At 39.6% G+C, this 20485-nt stretch carries 15 protein-coding genes and 2 pseudogenes; 10 read left to right on the top strand and 7 right to left on the bottom strand.

Annotated elements, in window-relative coordinates:
- Positions 1-107: 107 nt before the first annotated feature.
- Positions 108-1445, top strand: coding sequence for a KamA family radical SAM protein (locus PCIT_RS10750; protein WP_010362969.1), 1338 nt, complete (start codon positions 108-110; stop codon positions 1443-1445).
- A gap of 77 nt (positions 1446-1522) precedes the next feature.
- On the opposite strand, the gene PCIT_RS10745 is transcribed toward PCIT_RS10750, so the two are convergent.
- Entirely contained in the window at positions 1523-1960 is a 438-nt protein-coding gene (locus PCIT_RS10745) for a GNAT family N-acetyltransferase (RefSeq protein ID WP_010362970.1), read from the bottom strand.
- Positions 1961-2574: 614 nt separating this feature from the next.
- Between PCIT_RS10745 and PCIT_RS10740 the strand changes: the two genes are divergently transcribed.
- The 3 genes from PCIT_RS10740 to PCIT_RS10730 all read left to right on the top strand — a co-directional run bounded on the left by PCIT_RS10740 (position 2575) and on the right by PCIT_RS10730 (position 7145).
- A complete protein-coding gene (locus tag PCIT_RS10740; RefSeq protein WP_010362972.1) occupies positions 2575-3081 on the top strand; it encodes a hypothetical protein in 507 nt (168 codons plus the stop codon).
- Positions 3082-3196: 115 nt separating this feature from the next.
- Positions 3197-3961, top strand: a complete 765-nt coding sequence (locus PCIT_RS10735; protein ID WP_010362973.1) for a fimbrial biogenesis chaperone — start codon at positions 3197-3199, stop codon at positions 3959-3961.
- A gap of 31 nt (positions 3962-3992) precedes the next feature.
- Positions 3993-7145 (top strand): SPOR domain-containing protein, encoded by a 3153-nt coding sequence (locus PCIT_RS10730; protein WP_010362974.1) that lies wholly within the window; start codon positions 3993-3995, stop codon positions 7143-7145.
- Here the strand turns inward: PCIT_RS10730 and PCIT_RS10725 are convergent.
- Together PCIT_RS10725 and PCIT_RS10720 are read right to left on the bottom strand one after the other, a co-directional pair.
- A complete protein-coding gene (locus tag PCIT_RS10725; RefSeq protein ID WP_157592852.1) occupies positions 7129-7434 on the bottom strand; it encodes a hypothetical protein in 306 nt (101 codons plus the stop codon). The genes PCIT_RS10730 and PCIT_RS10725 overlap by 17 nt on opposite strands.
- Before the next feature lie 228 nt (positions 7435-7662).
- Positions 7663-8454: a hypothetical protein gene (locus tag PCIT_RS10720; protein ID WP_010362976.1), complete on the bottom strand. Its 792-nt coding sequence runs from the start codon at positions 8452-8454 to the stop codon at positions 7663-7665.
- Positions 8455-9192: 738 nt separating this feature from the next.
- Between PCIT_RS10720 and PCIT_RS10715 the strand changes: the two genes are divergently transcribed.
- The 3 genes from PCIT_RS10715 (at position 9193) to PCIT_RS10705 (ending at position 11117) form a co-directional block, all read left to right on the top strand.
- Positions 9193-9543 (top strand): hypothetical protein, encoded by a 351-nt coding sequence (locus PCIT_RS10715; protein ID WP_010362977.1) that lies wholly within the window; start codon positions 9193-9195, stop codon positions 9541-9543.
- 75 nt (positions 9544-9618) lie between these two features.
- Positions 9619-10131: a methylated-DNA--[protein]-cysteine S-methyltransferase gene (locus PCIT_RS10710; protein ID WP_010362978.1), complete on the top strand. Its 513-nt coding sequence runs from the start codon at positions 9619-9621 to the stop codon at positions 10129-10131.
- 275 nt (positions 10132-10406) lie between these two features.
- A complete protein-coding gene (locus PCIT_RS10705; protein WP_162144420.1) occupies positions 10407-11117 on the top strand; it encodes a DUF1963 domain-containing protein in 711 nt (236 codons plus the stop codon).
- 86 nt (positions 11118-11203) lie between these two features.
- On the opposite strand, the gene PCIT_RS10700 is transcribed toward PCIT_RS10705, so the two are convergent.
- Positions 11204-11638 (bottom strand): AAA family ATPase, encoded by a 435-nt coding sequence (locus PCIT_RS10700; protein ID WP_010362981.1) that lies wholly within the window; start codon positions 11636-11638, stop codon positions 11204-11206.
- Positions 11639-11947: 309 nt separating this feature from the next.
- On the opposite strand from PCIT_RS10700, the gene asnS reads away from it, so the two are divergent.
- Positions 11948-13345 carry an asparagine--tRNA ligase gene (gene asnS / locus PCIT_RS10695; RefSeq protein ID WP_010362982.1) on the top strand — a complete coding sequence of 466 codons (1398 nt, stop codon included), beginning with the start codon at positions 11948-11950 and terminating at the stop codon, positions 13343-13345.
- 146 nt (positions 13346-13491) lie between these two features.
- On the opposite strand, the pseudogene PCIT_RS23120 reads toward asnS, so the two are convergent.
- The 3 genes and pseudogenes from PCIT_RS23120 to PCIT_RS10685 all read right to left on the bottom strand — a co-directional run.
- Positions 13492-13836 (bottom strand): annotated as a pseudogene (locus PCIT_RS23120) (IS110 family transposase); the annotation flags it as partial.
- Positions 13837-14326: 490 nt separating this feature from the next.
- A complete protein-coding gene (locus PCIT_RS10690; protein ID WP_010362984.1) occupies positions 14327-15457 on the bottom strand; it encodes a hypothetical protein in 1131 nt (376 codons plus the stop codon).
- A 1073-nt stretch (positions 15458-16530) separates the two neighbouring features.
- A pseudogene (locus tag PCIT_RS10685) lies at positions 16531-17375 on the bottom strand (transposase).
- Positions 17376-17667: 292 nt separating this feature from the next.
- On the opposite strand from PCIT_RS10685, the gene sbcB reads away from it, so the two are divergent.
- Positions 17668-19137 carry an exodeoxyribonuclease I gene (sbcB, locus tag PCIT_RS10680; RefSeq protein ID WP_010362986.1) on the top strand — a complete coding sequence of 490 codons (1470 nt, stop codon included), beginning with the start codon at positions 17668-17670 and terminating at the stop codon, positions 19135-19137.
- A 174-nt stretch (positions 19138-19311) separates the two neighbouring features.
- Positions 19312-20352, top strand: coding sequence for a metallophosphoesterase (locus PCIT_RS10675; RefSeq protein ID WP_010362987.1), 1041 nt, complete (start codon positions 19312-19314; stop codon positions 20350-20352).
- Positions 20353-20485 lie beyond the last annotated feature (133 nt).

The raw sequence follows: 20485 nt of genomic DNA, 5'->3' as shown, positions 1-20485 counted from the left end.
GGTCTTAAATCGAAATTATTGCAAATATTCGTATTCAAACTGAACTTTGTTCCTAAACCTGATAGACTACGCCCTTTTTTAATCTAGCAAGCCAAAAAAGGGCAAATATGCAACAAACCGTCAAATTGCAGCCAGTCGAAGCGTATAAAGCGCCTCGATTCACCGTTTATCAACATCGTCAAATTGACAAGATTGAACAACTGGACAAACTACCTGAGCACCTTCGTTTTGAAATGAAGGTTGTTGCTAATGTCTTCCCATTTAGGGTAAACAATTTTGTTATAGAAGAATTGATTGACTGGGACAAAGTGCCTAACGATCCTGTTTTTCAGCTGACTTTCCCTCAAAGGGGAATGCTTGACGACGAGTCATATGATGAGATGGCCGCTTTACTGCAACGTGAGCATACCCCTGAAGACGTATTCAATTTAGCAACGGAACTACGCCAAAAATTTAATGCGCACCCTGCTGGGCAAATGGAAAAAAACGTTCCTGAATACGACGGCGAGCGCGTTGACGGTATTCAGCATAAATATAAAGAAACCGTATTGTTCTTCCCTTCACAGGGTCAATACTGTCATTCATATTGCACGTTCTGTTTCCGTTGGGCGCAGTTTGTTGGTAAAGCAACGCGCTTTAATAACAATGATGAAGACCTACTTCATAACTACTTGGCTGAGCACACCGAGGTCACTGACTTACTTATGACCGGTGGCGATCCGATGGTAATGCGTACTGTTAAGCTACGTAAATACCTAGAGGCATTAAAAGAGCCACGCTTCGATCATATTCGAACAATTCGGATCGGGACTAAATCTCTGACATTCTGGCCATTCCGTTATGTTACCGACCCTGATGCCCAAGAGTTACTCGTGCTATTAAAAGAGCTGGTAGATGCCGGTAAACATGTTTCTATTATGGCTCATATCAACCATAAGCAAGAATTACGTACCGAAGTAACAAAAGAAGCTATTCGCTTAATTCGTCAAACGGGTGCTCAGATCAGAACACAGGCTCCCCTGCTTAACAACATCAATACAGACCCTAAAATGTGGTCAGAAATGTGGAAAGAGCAAACACAAATGGGCATGATCCCTTATTACATGTTCATTGAACGTGATACGGGTGCTAAGCGTTATTTCGAGTTACCACTATATAAGAATTGGGAAATTTTCCGCGAGGCTTATAAAGAAGTATCAGGCGTAAGCCGAACGGTACGTGGCCCTTCAATGAGCGCAGGCCCCGGTAAGGTTGAAGTGTCTGGCGTGAGTGAAATAAATGGCGAAAAAGTGTTCGTACTGCGCTTTATTCAAGCTCGAAACCCAGATTGGGTTCAGCGACCATTCTTTGCTAAATATGATGAAAAAGCCACTTGGCTTGATGGGTTAGTCCCTGCTTTTGGTGAAGAAAAGTTCTTCTGGCAAGATGAATACGACGCGATGTAAACACGCTGTTTTAAGACGTGACTAAATTAGTAAGTGACCTCATTGCGCAGGTCACTTTTTTTGCAATAAACAAAAAATTAAGTTGGCTTAATTACAAAGCCTTTTTCTACCCCGCTCTTAAACCCAACCGACTCATATACTCGATGTGCTGATGTAAGTGTTTCTCCAGATAACACCATCACTTTTGCACAGTCATGTTGCCAAGCAATTTCTAGTGCATACGCAAGTACTTTTCTGCTTAACCCTTTCTTGCGAAAGCTTTGACTGGTAACAACATGCTCGATGATCCCAAAAGGCCGAGCCCCATTTGCAATACTGCGGTTTAAACCAAGCGCGCAGGTCGATGCTAATTCACCATCACACTCTGCAACCACAACAAGCATGCTCGGATCATCAATTAATTCACCCCATTTTGCTTTTGCAAACTGCGCTTCAAGCTCCACATCGTGTGGCCGTAGTTCTTTATATAGTGCAAGCACCCCCGCAAGGTCTTCTTTTGCCGCCAATCTTATCATTCTCACTCCTTGTGCTCATTCAGTTCAAACTATTCATTCATACTATCAATAACCTTGTACCTTCAAAAGAAAAACTGCTCGGTTTAATAATGAAAAAATTCGTCATTGTTGATCCGCTTCACCGAGTTTAAATAGAGTGTTTTCCTCCCCGCTATCCCAGCTAAAACGAGGAGAACTATTTAGACACGAATTGGCGTACCTCAATACGATTAGAGGTTATTTCATTATTGCCATATCTAATTGGGTGTTAATTGCTAAATATCGACATTTCAATCCGCAACTAATTGATTAATTACAATGAAAGTACAGCCTAAGTCATAAAAATAGTGCTCATTGTAAATTTTTTGTCGATTAGCAGTACTGTTTTTTGATTACATTTACGATTCTTAGAATATATAAAAAACAGTTACTTAAGATAAAAGTGCGAGAATTAGCACCTGAACTGTTACGGAATTATTTCAAAAACAAACTTAATGTAAAAATAAAATATTTTGATCTGCATCAAGTTATGGTTAAATTACACCTTAAGGACTCAAAAATTTATTTCTTTTATGGCAATAAGTTTACTACACGGATGTGAATATTAAAGAGCAACAATAATTGTGGTAAATAATATGAATAAAAAAATACTTGTATCAGCAGTACTCGCGCTTTCATCAACAACGCTATTTGCTTCAAACCAAACGTTTCAAGCCAGCATAAACGGTTGGAGTGAACCTACTTTTGCAGAAACAAATGCGCTGCACTTTGGTAAAATACGTCTTGCTTCTGGCTCAACATGTACCATGGATAATGCGGGTGCAGTAACAGGTGATTGTGATGCATCAGATGCAAACATTCAACTCGGTGGGATCACGGTATCAGGTCTTGCGCCTAACTCAGCAATGAATATCACGGTATCAGGCAGTTCAAGTGCTAATTTAACATTCGCACCTGCCACAACCGCAACAGATGGTACATCTACAGAAACAACTGCAAACGGTGTTGCAACAGCTTTCACAACTGATGGCTCAGCCTCTGACATAACAATTAACGTGTACGGCCAAATGTCTGTAGACACTGCGCTAACTGCCGGTGCCGACTACAGCGTTGATTATACGGTAGACGTATCATTTCAATAAACAGTTCGCATTAACCTTATAAGGTAGTTTTTTAACTAACCATGTAATGCACAATTTGGTGGAGTATCGCTCCACCTTGTCTTATCCTAATATATTCGAGTCGGTAAGCTGTATCATGATCCGAAAAAACATCACCAAGCTGTGGCTTCTTGTCATTGTCTTATTTTCGCATAACGTATTCGCCAATTTGGCATTGTCTGAGTATCGGCTATATTTCGATAGTCAAACCAAAAATAATGCGCTGATGATCCGTAATACATCAGATAAACGCCTTGATTTTCGACTTATGTTAACGCACAAAGACATGACAGAAGATGGCGCATTAATAGATGTTCCCCTATCTGAAGTCGCAGAGCGCTCAGCAAAAAGTATGCTTCGCTTCTCACCGCGTAGAGGCACTATTGCGCCAAAACAAATGCAAGCAATACGTATGACCGTGCGTAAAAAAGCAGATTTACCTCACGGCGAATATCGTGCCGTTTTGCGCATCATCGCGTCAGAGTCGTCCGACCCATCAGCCTCGGGGATCAGCATCAAACCAAAGGTCGCTTATAGTATTCCGGTTATTGTAAGACATGGTCGTTTAACCGCAGACTCTGCATTAGTGAACCCACAATTTATCACTCAAAATGGCCGGCCAACCGTAATGCTATGGCAAACATTGTCAGGTAATCGCTCTTTGTATGGCGACTTTATGGTATTAAATGAGAATGAACAGATCGTAGGTGAAGTACGTAATGTCGGCGTATATACCCCGCTTTCGCGCAGAAAAGTATATATTCCGCTAAACACACCAGTTCAAGGGCCGGTTACAATACATTACGTAGAAAGCACGCAATACGGTGGTAATATTGAACTAAAAGTCCCTATGCAACTTTAGTTTAAAAACATAATCCCCAAGCGTTTTTAACATGCGTCAGCTATTGGTTATTGGTATTTTGTTGTGCAGCTTTTCTGCTTTTACTCAAACAAAATCCCTAAACCCACTTATTCAGTGGCCTCTCAATGAAGAGGCTTTTGTGATCGTCAATGTAAAACTAAATGGTCGCTCAATCACATCCGATATGGAGGCTTACTACACCGAAAATAAACGCTTACTCATGCCTGTAAGCTTACTTAATAATACCCTCGATATTACCATTGATATTAATGACGGGGTTTTGCTCGCTCATTTAGCACAACAAGAAAAAACCTATGCCACCTCATTATTAACCGATGCGCAGCAGCAGTCCACCAGCTGGCTATGGGTACAAGATGATTTTGATCATTACATCGACCTCGCATTCTTAAATGAGATATTAGGCACACAATCAAAGTTTAATTACTCTCTTATGCAGGTGTCATTCTCCACCACACTGGTTGATGCCACTCAATCAAATATGCGCACACAATTAAATGGCTCTGGGCAAACAACGGTACAATTTGATCATAGCATTGATGACGAATATCAAACCTTTACTTATCCGGTTACTGAGTACGATATAACGACACAATATAACGCTCGCCAAGGTCAACTGAAAAGTGCATTGCGGCTCAATAGCTACTTCGACCTGATGAATCATCAAGCGCAATGGCGATTGAATCAAAACAACGAGCAAACGCACAATTTCTTCAAATTAAGCAAGCACATTGATTTATTATCAGATGACACATCTTTAACCAGTCCTAGCTATGAATTAGGCGATATTCAAACCCGCCAAGATCCGCTGATCATGGCAGCAACCCAAGGTCGCGGATTGACCCTTTCTAATGCCAACCCCCAGTCGTCTGATAGCTTTTCTACCATTACCATCGAAGAACCAACACTGCCAGGTTGGGTTGGTGAATTATACCGTAACGGCCAATATATTAGCGCTTCTGACGCGCAAAATGACAATGTTGTACGTTTTGAAAATGTTGAAACGTTTTATGGTAATAACGTATATGAAATTAAATTATTTGGCCCTCAAGGAGAGCAAATAACCCGAGTACAAAAAGTTACTGTCGGTAAAAATGCGCTTGCCGCTGGCCAAATCAACTACCAATTTGACATACTCGATGCGCAGAACAATTTATTTAAAAGTAAGCAATCAAATACACAACCATTTAAAACTATGCTTGCCTCAGGTGTATCTTATGGACTTACAGATACATTAACCATTGATACATACCTCACATTGCTCAATAGCGAAGAACTTGTTCCTTATTTCCGCTCTGGCGTTCACGGTATCACGACACAAGGCAGCTACAAATTAGCCATTGCCAAACAAGTCGACGCAGGTCAAGCTCTGTTTGCAGGCTATCGCGGCGTGATCAGCCAGTGGACTGAGCACGAGATCAGCCTTAACCTAGAAACCAGCATCATTGACGATTTCACCAGTGGCGTCTTTCTTGATCAAGCTAGCCCCCTAAAAAGTCGCTTTTCTTTGGCAATGAACAGTAAACTAGCGAATACAGACAACATTAATTGGGATCTGAGGTGGCTACACGAGCACAGAAAGCATACATCGTCACGTAACATTACATCCATCGGATTGAATAGTAGCTATTTAGGCGGCACCTGGTCTAATCAATTTCAATATGATGACTCTCAAGCGTCGCTTTTAAATAGGATTTATTGGTCACAAGACATTGCACGGTGGCGTTGGACTAATGCAATCGATTGGCTTCCTATAAAAAGTAGTGCATTAAAAAACATGCGTAGCACGCTACGCTGGCCACAAACACAAAACAGCTTTAACCAAACACAGTTATCTTATAACCCGAATGCCAAGGCAAAAATGCTATTGGGCCATCAATACACCTTCCGCCACCGTTATTTTAATATGAGTTTATCAGGGCAATATGATAGCCAAGACGATTGGCGAGTATCTTTTGGGTTAAGCGGTACATTTAGCTTTGACTATGTAGATCAAGCACTAACATTTAATGCGCCTAGAGCACTTAATAGCGGACAATTAGAAGTCCACTCATTTCTCGACTGGAATAATAACAAAGTGTTTGACCTACATGATGAGCCATTGAGTGACATCGCTTTAACTGGAAATTATCAATGGAAAGAACTCCATACAAATCAGGCTGGAAAAGCACTTCTGCCCAGCAGTAGCGGTGGTCAAATATTGGAAATTGATGTTAGATCTTTACCAAACCCTTATTTGCATTCAACACATGGGAAAGTAAAAACGCTATCACATCGCGGTGGCGTCAGCACCGTCAACTTACCTGTTACTATATTCAACGAAGTGGAAGGTACAATCTATGTGGCAGATTCAGATTTAAGTAAGCCCGCAGCAGGCGTGTCTGTATTTCTGCTACAAAATGGTAAAAAGCAGCTTGAAACGATCACCCAATACGACGGATATTATTATTTTCCCAATGTGCTCGCTGGTACATATACATTGCATATAGAGTCGAATCAGCTCAATATAGAGCAATTTACTGCTCAAAATATACCTGAAAGAATCATTACCCCAAAAGCAGGTGATACATTAATTCTGCGAGATATAATCCTGACTGCAAGCAACACTCATGTCACAAATTCTAAAAATACATCGCCGCCAAATACACATTCTTCTCATTACTTTGTTCAGCTAGGCGTTTTTAAACAGTTTAGCTCAGCCCTCGTGGTGGCTAAAAAATTGAGAGCACACGTATCAAGTCTAAGGTTTTATAAGAACCGCTCGCATAATAATTATTATCTGGTCTCAGGACCTTATAAAACACAAGCAGCCGCGCAGGCTATGATCAATTCCGTGTATAACATACCATCTTTATTTGGTAGTTTTATGATTGATGCTCGACGTTACCAGTCAAAAGAGTGGCAAAAATTAGGCGCGTTCGAAAGAAGTAACGATGGAGAGTCTTTCTTCTGTTTATATGCACGCACCCCTTTAAAGCAAAAAGCACAAGCGGTGATCACTGGCGTTGATAATGCCTTTTTAATTAAATCAAAAAGCAAACAATACCTAGCGCTCACAGGCCCTCATATGGGATCAAGCAAAACAAGGTGTAATGCGCCACCACATCCCATAAAAGATCAAAGAACTAGGTTGGCTTGGGCAAGTCTTGCTACTCTACTGTATTAATACGATTAAAAATAACCAACGAATCAATTTCGCTCATATGACTTACGTCTGTGCAATGGACTTCGCAAATAGCCCCAAATGAATCCAGCTGCCATGTATTATCTGATTTTGAATACAGCATACAGGCTGATCTGTGTAAATCTTGTTTTATGGCGTTAACCACTTTACAGCTCGAAAACACGCCCAATTGAGTTATTTGATGATTGAGATGTAATTCCTGTGCTATCACGCCAGCTTTAAAGCTCTGTTTACCTTGTACCGGCGCTAAAAAGTATAAACTTACTACCATAAAACCCAAAACCAACAACACTGAAGACTTACGATACATAGACTAAACATCCATCATATTGATGGAATAAGTTTAGCGGGTTCTTAGCAACAATAAAGTACCAATAAAGCTCCTTACACCGCCAATGCGAATTCAGTTAACAGGTCACTTGCTTCATGCAGTTTTAAATACGCCCATATAAGAAAACACAGCATAGCTGTGTTTTCCTTTATATTAATTTACATATATTTACTTATAAATAATGTGTTCTTCAATCAGTTCGATGCCCGCGCTATCCGTCAAACTAAATACTTTAACAGCTTTTGTACGCCCAGCAGCATTTTGACATTCAACGGCTTGGTACACTACAGGCTGCGTGTTTTGCGTATTATCTACAGATTTAGTCGCAAAAAATACATTAGAATTAAATTTACTTGCGCCACCTTGGCCATTAAACAGCCCTAAATAAACGCCCCTGTCTGTTACCGTTTGGCAATATGAATCTGTGCTTTGGTTTTCAACACGAAGTGTGCTTTGTACTTTGTATGCAGAGTGGTAGCTATATGAATTAGTTTGGCGAACAAATTCACTGTCAACTTCAGGTTCTACAGTCATATTCCAATCAATAATTGGCGCTGCTGGCACTTTAGCATGCACATTATACTGCTCACCATTTTCACCGTCACATGACGCCACTAACTTTTTGTTCACGGCAACATATTCATCTGGGATCAACGCGGTTGCTTGTTTAATACCATAACGGCTATCAACGTCAGTAACATGCGCATGTGCGACAAATGTACCCTCAATTTCTGTATACACGTTCGCATAATTACAGCCATTCGTTCTTGTACTTGAGTGTAAGTATACATTCAGATTATGCGCAAGCTCACTGGTAATGACAGAACTTGCTATCGGCCCGTTCGCATAACGCGTTACACGCTCATATCCGTCAATGTCATATATATTATTGATGGCCGCAAAGCTTGAGGTAGCAGATAAAGCAGCAAACAACGCCACTGTCACATTAGTTTTTTTCATTAAAATAATTCCTTGTAAGAATAACAAACCACAGTACTCAAGATAACAAATATGTTGCCCTGAGCTGGTGCGGATACTATTTACTAAAGACAGCGCTGTCAAACACATAAAAATCACAAAAAACCCAAAACAGCAAAAAACAAAACATAAAATTAACAAGTGAGTTGTGTGTATCACATAAAATGAAATTTCTATGAAACAGGCTAAAAGGACCGAATAAAACCCAAAACTGTCATAACAATCAATTGTATTTAAGCGGTTAAAAAATAAAGGTGGCTAGTAAATAATGAAAGAAAAATGCAGTAAAAACTAAAAAGCAATTAATTTATACATTGAGATTCAAAAAGTAAGAGGTATTTTATAATCTGGTAAATAAAGCTCAAACAACATAGATATTATAGCGCAATAGAATCAAAGAAAATAAAGCCTAAGTTAAACCGCAAATTCACCTATAAAAACCGTGTTGTTTGTTAAAAATATAGAAACAAATAAAAACAGAATAAATTATAAAATAATTTATAAAAACTTTTCCATCATGCCTTTCAATATCACAATTGATAAATTTATCTAATGCAAAACCCACCACCATTCATTGAATCACAATATGATTTTAAGGAATTTATAATAAGTAAATTTATTTAAAATTTTTTATCCGTCAGTCAAGAGCAATGGCACATCGCATGTGCTTAGCAATTCTCTTTACTAAAAGTCCTCATACGTTATGGTATAGCAAAGCAAATGATAGAGTGCAGTACCTTGACGAATATAGGGCATGTTAAATATACAAAAACCCAAACATCAAGAACGTTAAAAGCTGTTTGGGTTCACAATGATTATGGGCAAGGTACCGGAGTCGCAGTGGCTAAAACATGCACCTCTGAGTTTGAAGGCACCTATCAAGTAACCTACCTTGATATACACGAAACAGAAGTCGCATACCTTGACTTAAAAATAGTTAAAAGTGGCGATATATTTCATTTAACTTGGTCAAAAAACCAAAAAGTTACCAGTCTAGGGATCGGTATGATCCATGAAAATGCGCTTTGTGCAGGGTATTATGATACCAAACACTCCCCTACACAGTTTTAATTTAGCATTTTGGTCAAACGTTAAGATGCAATAGACATTCAACACTGTCTGCGCACCCCATATAGAGCAAGGTAAATGGCACAAATACACATACACTTTTTTAAACATCAGTACGCTGAATTTATTATTGGTTCGTACAAGTCAAAAATCTGTATCTGCGACTTCAGATACCGAAAAAAGCGAAATGTAATTGATAAACATATTCAAGCATCTCTCAAAACCACGTTTGTAGAAAAAAGCGATGCACTAATAGAACAAACCAAGTCTCAATTAACCCAGTACTTTATGGGAGAAAGGCAACAATTCAATATCCCAATTCAGATGGTTGGTAACCACTTCCAGCAATCGGTATGGCACGCGCTTGCTAAAATTCCTTATGGCGAGGTGAGTACATACTCGAACTTAGCAGAACAATTATCAACTACGTACAGCATCGAAAACGTCGCCAAAGCCAATGGAGAAAACGCGCTGGCTATTATCGTGCCTTGTCACCGTATCATTGACCCAATGGGCAGTATAATTGGTTATGGCGGTGGTCTAGTACTCAAAAAGCGCCTACTAGAGTTAGAACATAGCCTATTCAGTTAAATACTTACTGATCTCACTAAAATAGTACTCCAATTGACAACTCAAAGTGCAACCTGAAGAATAAACTACCTACAATAACTCATTGAATTCAACTAAATAATTTAACAGCCTCACCGTCTACCAGATAATCTATGTTATAATATAGAACTTATGGTTATATATAACCACGTAAACTCCAGGTATTTTAAAGGAATATAGTAATGACTTTATCTGAATTACTCTCAACATATAGCGCGGAATTTGACAAAATCAAAAAGCAGGCCATCAGAATCGAAATGACATCTCTTGATTGTCAATTGCGAGATGATACGTTGGATCTTCGTACATCGAAATTTTGTGGAAAACCTTTTATTCCGAAAACCATGAACTACCCCGTTGGTAAATACAATAAAAAACCAATGTACCTTATTGCGCAGATCAATTTCAGCGAACTCCCAAAGCTTGACGGGTTTCCAACAGCAGGGATTTTGCAGGTGTTTAGCGAAAGTGATGACTGTACAATCTATGAATCAGCGGTTATCCAATTTATTTCCCCAGAACAAATGCTAGACACCCCGCTATCAGATTTCGCATTCCTTGATGAAATCGCAGAAGATGAATACTTAGCTACACCGACACAGCAACTTCGATTCAAGACACAAAATGATTTTGGTAACTCAGGCAACGACACCGCTATTAGTATCCCAGAGTGTGACACCGTTTCGGATCTATTAGAAAAAATCCAAACAGAACATAAAATGACTGACCGTGACTTTGAAGAAGTCATTGAAAAATTCGATAGCTTATCGGCATATAGTAAAATTGGCGGATATTCTCTGGCGGTACAAGAACCATTTAGTGAAGACGAAATGATGTTAGTACTTCAACTGGATTACTTAAACATAGAAAACGCAGTTGGTGATGGTTCGCTGTATCTTCATGTGCCTAAAAAAGATTTAATTCAATCTGACTTCAGTGATGCACAGGTAATTTACGAGTGTACTTAACCCGCTAATGAATATAGTGCAGTAAGTATTTTTATACTAAAAAGCCAACACAGTTTGTGTTGGCTTTTCTATCACAAAACGTTGAGTTACCACTCAAACATATATGCCATTTTACTAATGGTTTTTAGCGCAATACCATGTGTATTACGTTTAGCATATAAATGCTGTAGAGATTTATCTTTCACTTCCCCAACGATCACTTCTTTTACCTGATAACCCATTGCGGTTGCTGCCGTGCTATAAGCGACGAATTCCCATTTACGAATATTGGTGTTATCTACAATCACCAATGGGATCCCTTCCGCCAACGCGTTAATAAACCGTGCCAAATTTAAGTTATGATATTGCGGTAATTTGAATTTTTGAAAGTGATATTCACCGTCTTCATTATAGAAATAGTCATCGGTCGAACAGATAAAAAACTGGCTTTCGTCACCTGCAACCATCTCATCAGACAGAGATTCAGCATAATGGCTTTTGCCGCTTCCCGGCAAACCTCTAAGGATAAAAACTTGTTTCATCGACAATTGTTATTACCTAAGCTCATGAGCAAATAAAGTGAGTATTATTGCCAGCATAATGCCATAAATTTTATGAATAATCATGAACTATAGCTGTACGGCAAATTAAAACACGCCTAACAGTACAAAATACACACAAACAAATGCTGAAGCTAGGTGAATTACAACAAAAATGGAACAAGTTGCAAAAGAGTTGCTCTTGGCGGTTTTTTTATTGCCGTATCAAAGGTAAGATATGGTTTATGTGCCTGCGAATGAACGCGGGCACACTCGATTAATTATTAGGTAACTTATATCATTGGAGTGAAGATGAGCCACATAGCGATAACGGAGCTACTAAAAGGCACCGTTGCGGTAGACAGCCAAGTAACAGTTAAAGGTTGGATCCGTACACGCCGCGATTCAAAAGCAGGTATTTCTTTCTTAGCCGTCCATGACGGTTCTTGTTTTGACCCTATTCAAGCTGTTGTGCCGAATTCGCTCAATAATTATGACGAAGTTACAAGTTTAACTGCAGGGTGTTCTGTAAAAGTAACTGGCGTTTTAGTTAAATCAGAAGGTAACGGACAATCTTTCGAGATCCAAGCAAACACGGTTGAAGTACTTGGTTGGGTAGAAAACCCAGACACGTATCCGATGTCTGCAAAGCGTCACAGTATTGAATACCTTCGTGAGCATGCACACTTACGTCCACGTACAAATGTAATGGGCGCAGTGACACGTGTTCGTAACTGTTTGTCTCAAGCGCTACACCGTTTCTTCCACGAACAAGGTTATATGTGGATCAGTACCCCTATTATCACGGCAAGTGATTGTGAAGGTGCTGGCGAAATGTTCCGCGTATCAACGCTTGACATGAATAACCTACCTCGCACAGACAAAGGCGATGTTGATTACAGTGAAGACTTCTTCGGTAAAGAAGCATTCTTAACAGTATCAGGCCAATTAAATGGCGAAACATACGCAAGTGCGATGTCAAAAATCTATACATTCGGACCAACATTCAGAGCCGAGAATTCAAATACATCTCGCCATCTGGCTGAGTTTTGGATGGTAGAGCCTGAAGTTGCTTTTGCTGACTTAGACGACGTTGCAAACCTTGCTGAAAGCATGCTGAAGTATGTATTTAATGCTGTATTAACTGAGCGTCGTGATGATATGGAATTCTTTGCACAGCGCATTGAAAAAACAGCCATCACTCGCCTAGAAGAGTTTGTAGAAAAAGACTTTGCACAGGTTGATTACACTGATGCGATCACCATTCTTGAGCAATGTGGTAAAAAGTTCGAGTTCCCAGTTGAATGGGGTGTTGACTTACAGTCTGAACATGAGCGTTATTTAGCTGAAGAACACTTTAAAGCACCGGTAGTAATTAAAAACTACCCGCGTGACATTAAAGCATTCTACATGCGTCAAAATGAAGACGGTAAAACAGTGGCAGCAATGGATGTTGTTGCACCTGGCATTGGTGAGATCATTGGTGGTTCTCAGCGTGAAGAACGCCTAGACGTACTTGACGCTCGCCTAGAAGAGATGGGCTTAAACAAAGAAGACTACAGCTGGTACCGCGATTTACGTAAATACGGTTCAGTACCCCATTCTGGCTTTGGCTTAGGCTTTGAACGCCTAGTTGCTTATGTAACAGGTATGGGCAACGTGCGTGATGTTATCGCCTTCCCTCGTACCAAAGGCAGTGCAACTTACTAATAAGTAAAGCTTGTATAATATAAAAAAACCCCGTGTATACGGGGTTTTTTGTTGATGGAGATCAGATTACACGGTTACGCTATTTATATACTCATAGTTTTCATACATGCTTTAGAACAACGGTCTGGACTTCCCAGCTTTTACTGTTCACTTTTAACGGGAACAAAGCGAATGCTAAGCCTTCTACTCGCTTCATATACTGCCAAACAATCATTCTTATCATTTTTGTTACCACGTAAAAATGGGGTGACATGTTGTGCAGGAATTAAATTAACTTGATGACCAGAATTTAAACATGCTCTGCCCCAGTAGTGAGAGGACGAACAAGCCTCCATAACGACTTCACAAGGCGGTAAATTAAGGATTATTTCATGGAGTTTTACTCTGGAAACCCGCTTTGAGAAACAAGATTTTCCGTGTTCATCAATTCCAAGAAGTTGAAATACATTTTTTGCTAAATCGATGCTTAATATACTAACGTTATTCCTGATGGCTGCTCCTACTAACTATCGTTATAAACACACCATTAGTTTGGCGCATTGACGCCGATTTGGGAGTGTCCATCTCATCACCCATCTTTAATTGACTGTTTTTTATTCCCTAGTTCTAAGTAGAAGTGGTGCACTTCTACTTAGAACTAGGGAATAACTTTCTGAATAATTAAAGATGGCTGTCATAATAATTTGGTTATACTGATTAGATGTAGAAAATACCCCCCTATTATAAGTCCCTGAGCACGCTACCTCACTACATGCCAAGCAAACTAACACTACGATATCAGTGCCTCAAAGAGTATCAGGAAATGTAGTTCATTTTAAGTACACCTAAACAGAACTGTATACAAAGCAAGCTAACCCTAGTTTTGAAAAACTAGGGTTAGCTTGCAGCCTTTATAGATAAGGCCTTTTACCGAAACTCTGGACATGCTTAATATTGCTTATTAGGCTTACTCAAACCATAAATAGGTAAAGGTTTATTCCACTATTCTAAATCAGACAAGAGAAATACTTGTAGCTCTTGAACTCCAGCTTGATCAGGCATAGGCGGATCATCCAGATTAATGAGCACCCAGTCTTTAAATACATGGACTGTATCTGCAGAATTTTGTAGTTCGGCCGTGACTACACGTACTGGCTTTTGACCCTCAAAGAAATAGCGATAAACCTGGCGGTTATTCACTAAAATAACCCCTCCTGGAGCTTCAGTAAGATGGTAACCATCTATATCTGGGTACGTGTTGTGTAGCAGACGCATGTTATCAAGCTTGCCTTGACGTATGTCAAAATATACTACTTCATCACTAGTATGGAAGAATAGTAGGCCATCATGATAAGCAAAATCCAATCCCCCCCCCACTTCTTTCAGCTTTTTCTGATCCAATAATGTCAATAGACCGTCTTCTGGTCTAAATAAATTGAGGTAAAAACCCTTTTCAGGCCCATCACCTGATACCGCCAAGTATTGATCATTGATTACTTGTATTTTTTGAACCCTCTGTGGATAGTGATACGCTAGATTCGGATGGCTAGTATTCTGGTTGGGACACCAGGATTCAATTCTGCTATCTCTTCCACTTTCACTTCGAATGACCCAGTAAAAGCAACTCTGCATCACTTCAAAATTAATATAAGACATTTGTCTTGGAGAGGGTGAGTACTCATAGTAAGGCTCAAACCCTTGCTCTGTAAGCGTATATACTTGAATATTTGTTGCGCTTTGCCCACCATAGTAGGGGGGCATCATCTTTATATTTGCCAAGTAGTTTCCTGGTAGGCCCGAATGTTCTGTAATAACACTGTCAAATAAACCATTAGTGTTCAGACTGAATATGGTCAGTCCTGTTTCAGCTCCAGAAAAAACACGATCACCGTTATCAGCCATGACTCTGCTCGGACCGGAAATAAAGTGGGCATCGACGGGTATTAATGAGACTGTTTTAACTGGAATATCAACTTTTATGCCCACAGCGGAATAGTCATGGTCATCAAACTCCAAATCCAACATTTCTTCTATTCGTGTCTTGTCCTGCTCTTCCACATTACCGTCACTATCAGCACCACAAGCCGACAGGAAGAAAAAGCATAGTGAGGTAATCACAATTCGATTAAGCATAGTTTATATCCGTATTCAGCTTGTAATTGGGGTGGAGTAACTCAACTTGTTCAAGATAGGGGCTATCTGACAATATATGCTCAGAATTTAGCTCATTTCTTGAAACAGATATTTCGCCTTTCTTAAAGTTGAGATCGTACTTTACATTTATTTTAAACGTAATCCCCGTGTATGTATCTAAGTGGTTCAACTAGTTTCTGATTTGTTTGTGTGCTTGAAGCTGAAATGAACTGGCTGTGCATATAAAAAGTGCACACCACTTTAAAGTGTTGATAATAAACATCTTAAATTTTCCTTAATTTAAATATTTTATTTCTAGAAGTGTTAAGGGTTGCAGAAAAATTCTGACTGCCAACTCTTGATATAAATTTGCCGATGTTATTTTTTTAACAAATTTATATCAAGAAGATAACGCATCAAGGCTGTGAAATAAATATCTATTCAAATATTTTTTAAGCGATGCTCGTAAATCTTCATAGGTGAGTTATCAGTCAATGATCAGAGCCAGGATCAAAACAGCTCACTGCAAGTGACATTTAGCCCCGCAGACTTGTTTTTGCTTAACTACATAAGGCTACCTTCTCGAAGCTCGTTCATATGGTTTGGTGCTGAAAGGTGTTCCTTATGTTGACTGTCGAAAATTAAGTGTTTTTATAGTCCACTAAGCACCAAATACTATTTAAGATAAGCTATTTCTATCATGAACAACTTGCGCACAGGTGCCTACTTAAGATCATCAACCATTGAGCAAGATGAAACACGTGCTAAAGGGGTATTAATTCAATTTTCAAATTAGCAATGACATATATGGACGCTTATTGACTGTCAAGCCATAACTAACCCGCTAGGTTGTTTTTTACAACGGATTAAGACGACACCCACTCTAAAAATAATACCAAGAAATAAGCCGCGTTCAATCTGAAATATCACTTGGTTAGTAAAATCAAATCAAGTAAATGCGCTATAAGCTCCAAAATAGAGAAAAACTGAACTCATGCCCAGTAATAAGGCATGGCTAAGCCGCCACGCTATGATGTATTTTTTATCTAGAGATTACCTTGATGGTCGAAAAATTAAGCCAGTAGCCTTTCACATTGCTTATAATTAGCCCGCCGTTTAATTTCTAGGCTTGCACAATAATTATCAAGCTTTTGAGGCCGCCCTACTGCGCCGTGAAATACTTTAGTAAATTGCGTGGTGAGTTTTAACCAGTTTTCAGGGGCTATGTTGAGCCTGTCTAAAATTGGGGAGTTAACTGGGCTGATGTAGCCTCGCTTATCTGCTCTCATACATCCGTCGGTTAATTCTACTAATTCTAAGTATGACTTTAATTCAAACGGTAAACCTTTGGGCATGTGCTTTCGGGGGCTGCCTGCAAAACGCGCCAATTGTTTAGGTTGCTTGCCTTCTTTGGCATGCTCACAACGAGTTTTAACGCTCGTGTAGTCTGAGGTTTCGGGTGTATTAGCCATTTTGCTCTGATTGGGTTCAAATCAACATACGCCATACAGGCTGCCAGTGCAGCTTCATCAAGTAAAGCTTGTGATTTAAAGCACCCTTCCCACAAATTAATAAGGAATTAATTTGAATGCCGTTAGGCAGCCCGCAGGGTGAGCGCCATGGATGGCAGCGAATAAAATCGACCTGTACAGTTATCTTCTTTATTCGCTTTTCGAGCGATGCTTTCATTCAGTACCCGCATAAACCAACTGATACTCGCTAAGCGTTCTCTAAATTGTTCAATGTCTTTATTTAAAAAGTATTGCTGGGCTGAGTCTAACCGCTCACCTTGAAGGGTCTTGTGAGACAGTATGGTGCCTTTAAATAGCTTATGCCATCTGATGATAATCGCTTTATCACTCAATCTTTTAGCTTTTATATCATCTACATACAGCACAATATGCGTATGATTACTCATTACTGCATACGCACACACATCAATACAAAATACTTTGGCACGGGCTTGCTTAAATAGCGACAACGATACTGCCAAATTACACAGCCGTTTTTATTACGTTTTACGCGCAGGCCGTCTCTATGAGATAATGTAATTGGGTCGCCTGTCTTGTTTGCGAGCTTTCGCAGTTTGTATCAGTAAGAGCCATTTATTTTTATACACACGCAAAGTTTTTCATATACACACTTGTGCGTAATTTAGAGAAACAGCAGAAACTAGCCAAACAACAAATAAATTATAAGCCATTGAATTAATGAATAATAGTAACGGTAAAGACACACAAAAAAACAACGAGAATACACCAAGTATCTATTGGCACGATTATGAAACGTTTGGAGCAACCCCTCAAAAAGACAGGCCAAGTCAGTTTGCCGGAATTCGTACCGACTACGACCTTAATATTATTGGTGAGCCGCTAATTGAATACTGTAAGCCGGCACCCGATTATTTACCTCACCCTGAAGCTTGTTTGATCACAGGGATCACGCCACAACATGCCCAAAAGCACGGTCTCATTGAAGCTGAGTTTATGGCTAAAATTCATGCGCAATTTAGCCGCCCGGGTACATGTGTCGCAGGTTACAACAGCATTCGTTTTGATGATGAAGTCACGCGATATAGCTTATACAGAAACTTTTATGACCCATACGAGCGCGAATGGCAAAACGGCAATAGCCGTTGGGATATTATCGATTTAGTAAGAGCGTGTTATGCACTACGCCCTGATGGCATTGAATGGCCACTAAAAGAAGATGGTACGCCCAGTTTTAAATTAGAACATTTAACAGTTGCCAATGGCATTGAACATGGCGCAGCACACGATGCACTCAGCGACGTGACAGCCACAATTGACTTAGCTAAACTCATAAAAACCAAACAACCCAAACTGTTTGATTTCTTTTTTAATCTGCGTAACAAAAAAGCATTACTCGATATTATAGATGTATTCAACATGCAGCCTTTGGTGCACACCTCTTCTCGAATTCCTGCTACGCAAGGATGTACAACCTGGGTGGCGCCAATGAGTTTTCACCCGAGTAACAAAAATGCGGTGGTATGTTTTAACTTAACAGAGAACCCGCAAGTCCTACTCGACTTGTCAGTTGCAGAACTCAGAGAGCGTTTGTATACCAAACGTGTTGATATGGCTGAAGGTGATTTACCTGTTGGTTTAAAGCTAGTTCATGTAAATAAGTGCCCTATTCTAGCACCCGCAAAAACACTATTACCTGAAAATGCAGCTCGGCTAGGTATTGATCGTGAACAATGTTTAACCCATTTAAAAGTACTGAAAGAGCACCCTGAACTAAGAGACAAGGTCGCAGAAGTGTTTAATGAGCAAGGTGATTTTAGCGCGACTACTAACCCTGACTATCAGTTATATAATGGCTTTATTAGTAAATCTGACAAAGCAAAGTTTGCAGTTGTCAGAGATGCTCAGCCAAGTGCACTTGGTGCACTGAACCTTGAATTTGAAGACGCTAAGTTTACTACCATGCTCTTTCGGTATCGTGCAAGAAACTGGCCTGAACTACTCTCCCCTTCAGAGCTCGATTCATGGCGTAAATATTGCCAAAATAAACTGATGCACGGTGAAGATAACCCTTCCATTTCAGCTGAAGACTTTATGTTAACGCTTGAAAACTTGGTACATGAAAATGATGGTAATGAGAAAAACTTAAATGTACTCAAGTCACTCTATCATTACGCGCAGAGTTTATAACATTTACGCTCATTTAAAGCGCTGAATGTAAACCTCACGACCAACAGGTTGATTTGAAGGCGCTATTTTGGTGAAACAGTACCCTGTTTCACCACTTTAACTATTAGGCGCTTTATTACTTTCTCGAATAATTACAGCATGACAATAAGTTCATGCAGGCAATTAAAGGATATTATGACGTATTTTTCATTTCTCAGCGTGCTAGCCTTATTAACAGCTAGCCTGAGCCAAACAGCCGTAGCCGCTTTCTCTGATGGCCCTTATGTATCAGTAATCGATAACAGGGTAACAATTGATTGGGTTTGTAATAATAAGGCGTATTCAAAGGTCATAAAGCAAGCGAATATACTCAAGTTCAACGAGTGTAATATAGATATTGAGACCCCATTACACACACATAAAGCGCCCTTCATTTATCACGATGTGAAAAAATATGCAGCCCTAAGTGACGTGCATGGCCAATTAGGCGTATTGCAAACGTTACTTTTCAATCACCAAATTATTGATGCTAACAACAATTGGAAATTTGGTGCAGGCCACTTAATTATCACGGGCGATATATTCGACCGCGGCCCTGATGTGACAAAAATTTTATGGCTTTTATATTCTCTTGAGGCACAAGCACTGAGTCATGGTGGAAAACTCCATCTTTTATTAGGCAATCACGAAGTCATGGTTTTGAATAATGATGATAGATATTTACATAAGAAATATGAACAGACAGAGCGTCTTTTAGAAAAAAATATTAATCAGCTTTACGGAAAGAATACAGTACTTGGTCAATGGTTACGCAGTAAACATGTTATTTTAAAACTCAATAATGCTTTGTTTATGCATGGTGGACTCCCAGTAAGCTTTGCTCATAACAAAACCTCCTTGAGTAAAATCAATTCTGCATTTTCACAACACCTTGTTAGTCAAGAGCGCCCAGACTCGGCAAAACATTTATTCGGTCGTAATGGTCCAATTTGGTACCGAGGATATTTCGATTCTATACCAGATGAAGATGTAAGCACTTTACTGAAGTACTACAAAGTTGATCATATCGTGGTTGGCCACACCTCTCAACCAAAGGTAAAAACCACCGCTAATCAAAAAATTATTGCGATAGACAGTAGCATAAAACATGGAAAGCAAGGCGAACTACTCTTGTTCAAAGACAATACATTATTTCGTGGCAAATATAATGGTGAGACTGAGAAATTGCTGCCTTAAAAGCGCAACTAAGTTAATACTAATCGCGTTAAAGGTAGGTAAAATTACTCGATATTTTAGAGGGTGCATACCAATAGAATATGTATAAGCTCTAAAGGGCTAAGCCTCTGCGCTGTAAACATAGACCGTATTA

Origin of the sequence: Pseudoalteromonas citrea, from assembly GCF_000238375.3 — a bacterium.
Taxonomy (GTDB): Bacteria; Pseudomonadota; Gammaproteobacteria; order Enterobacterales; family Alteromonadaceae; genus Pseudoalteromonas; species Pseudoalteromonas citrea.
This window is presented reverse-complemented; position numbering and strand designations above follow the sequence as displayed.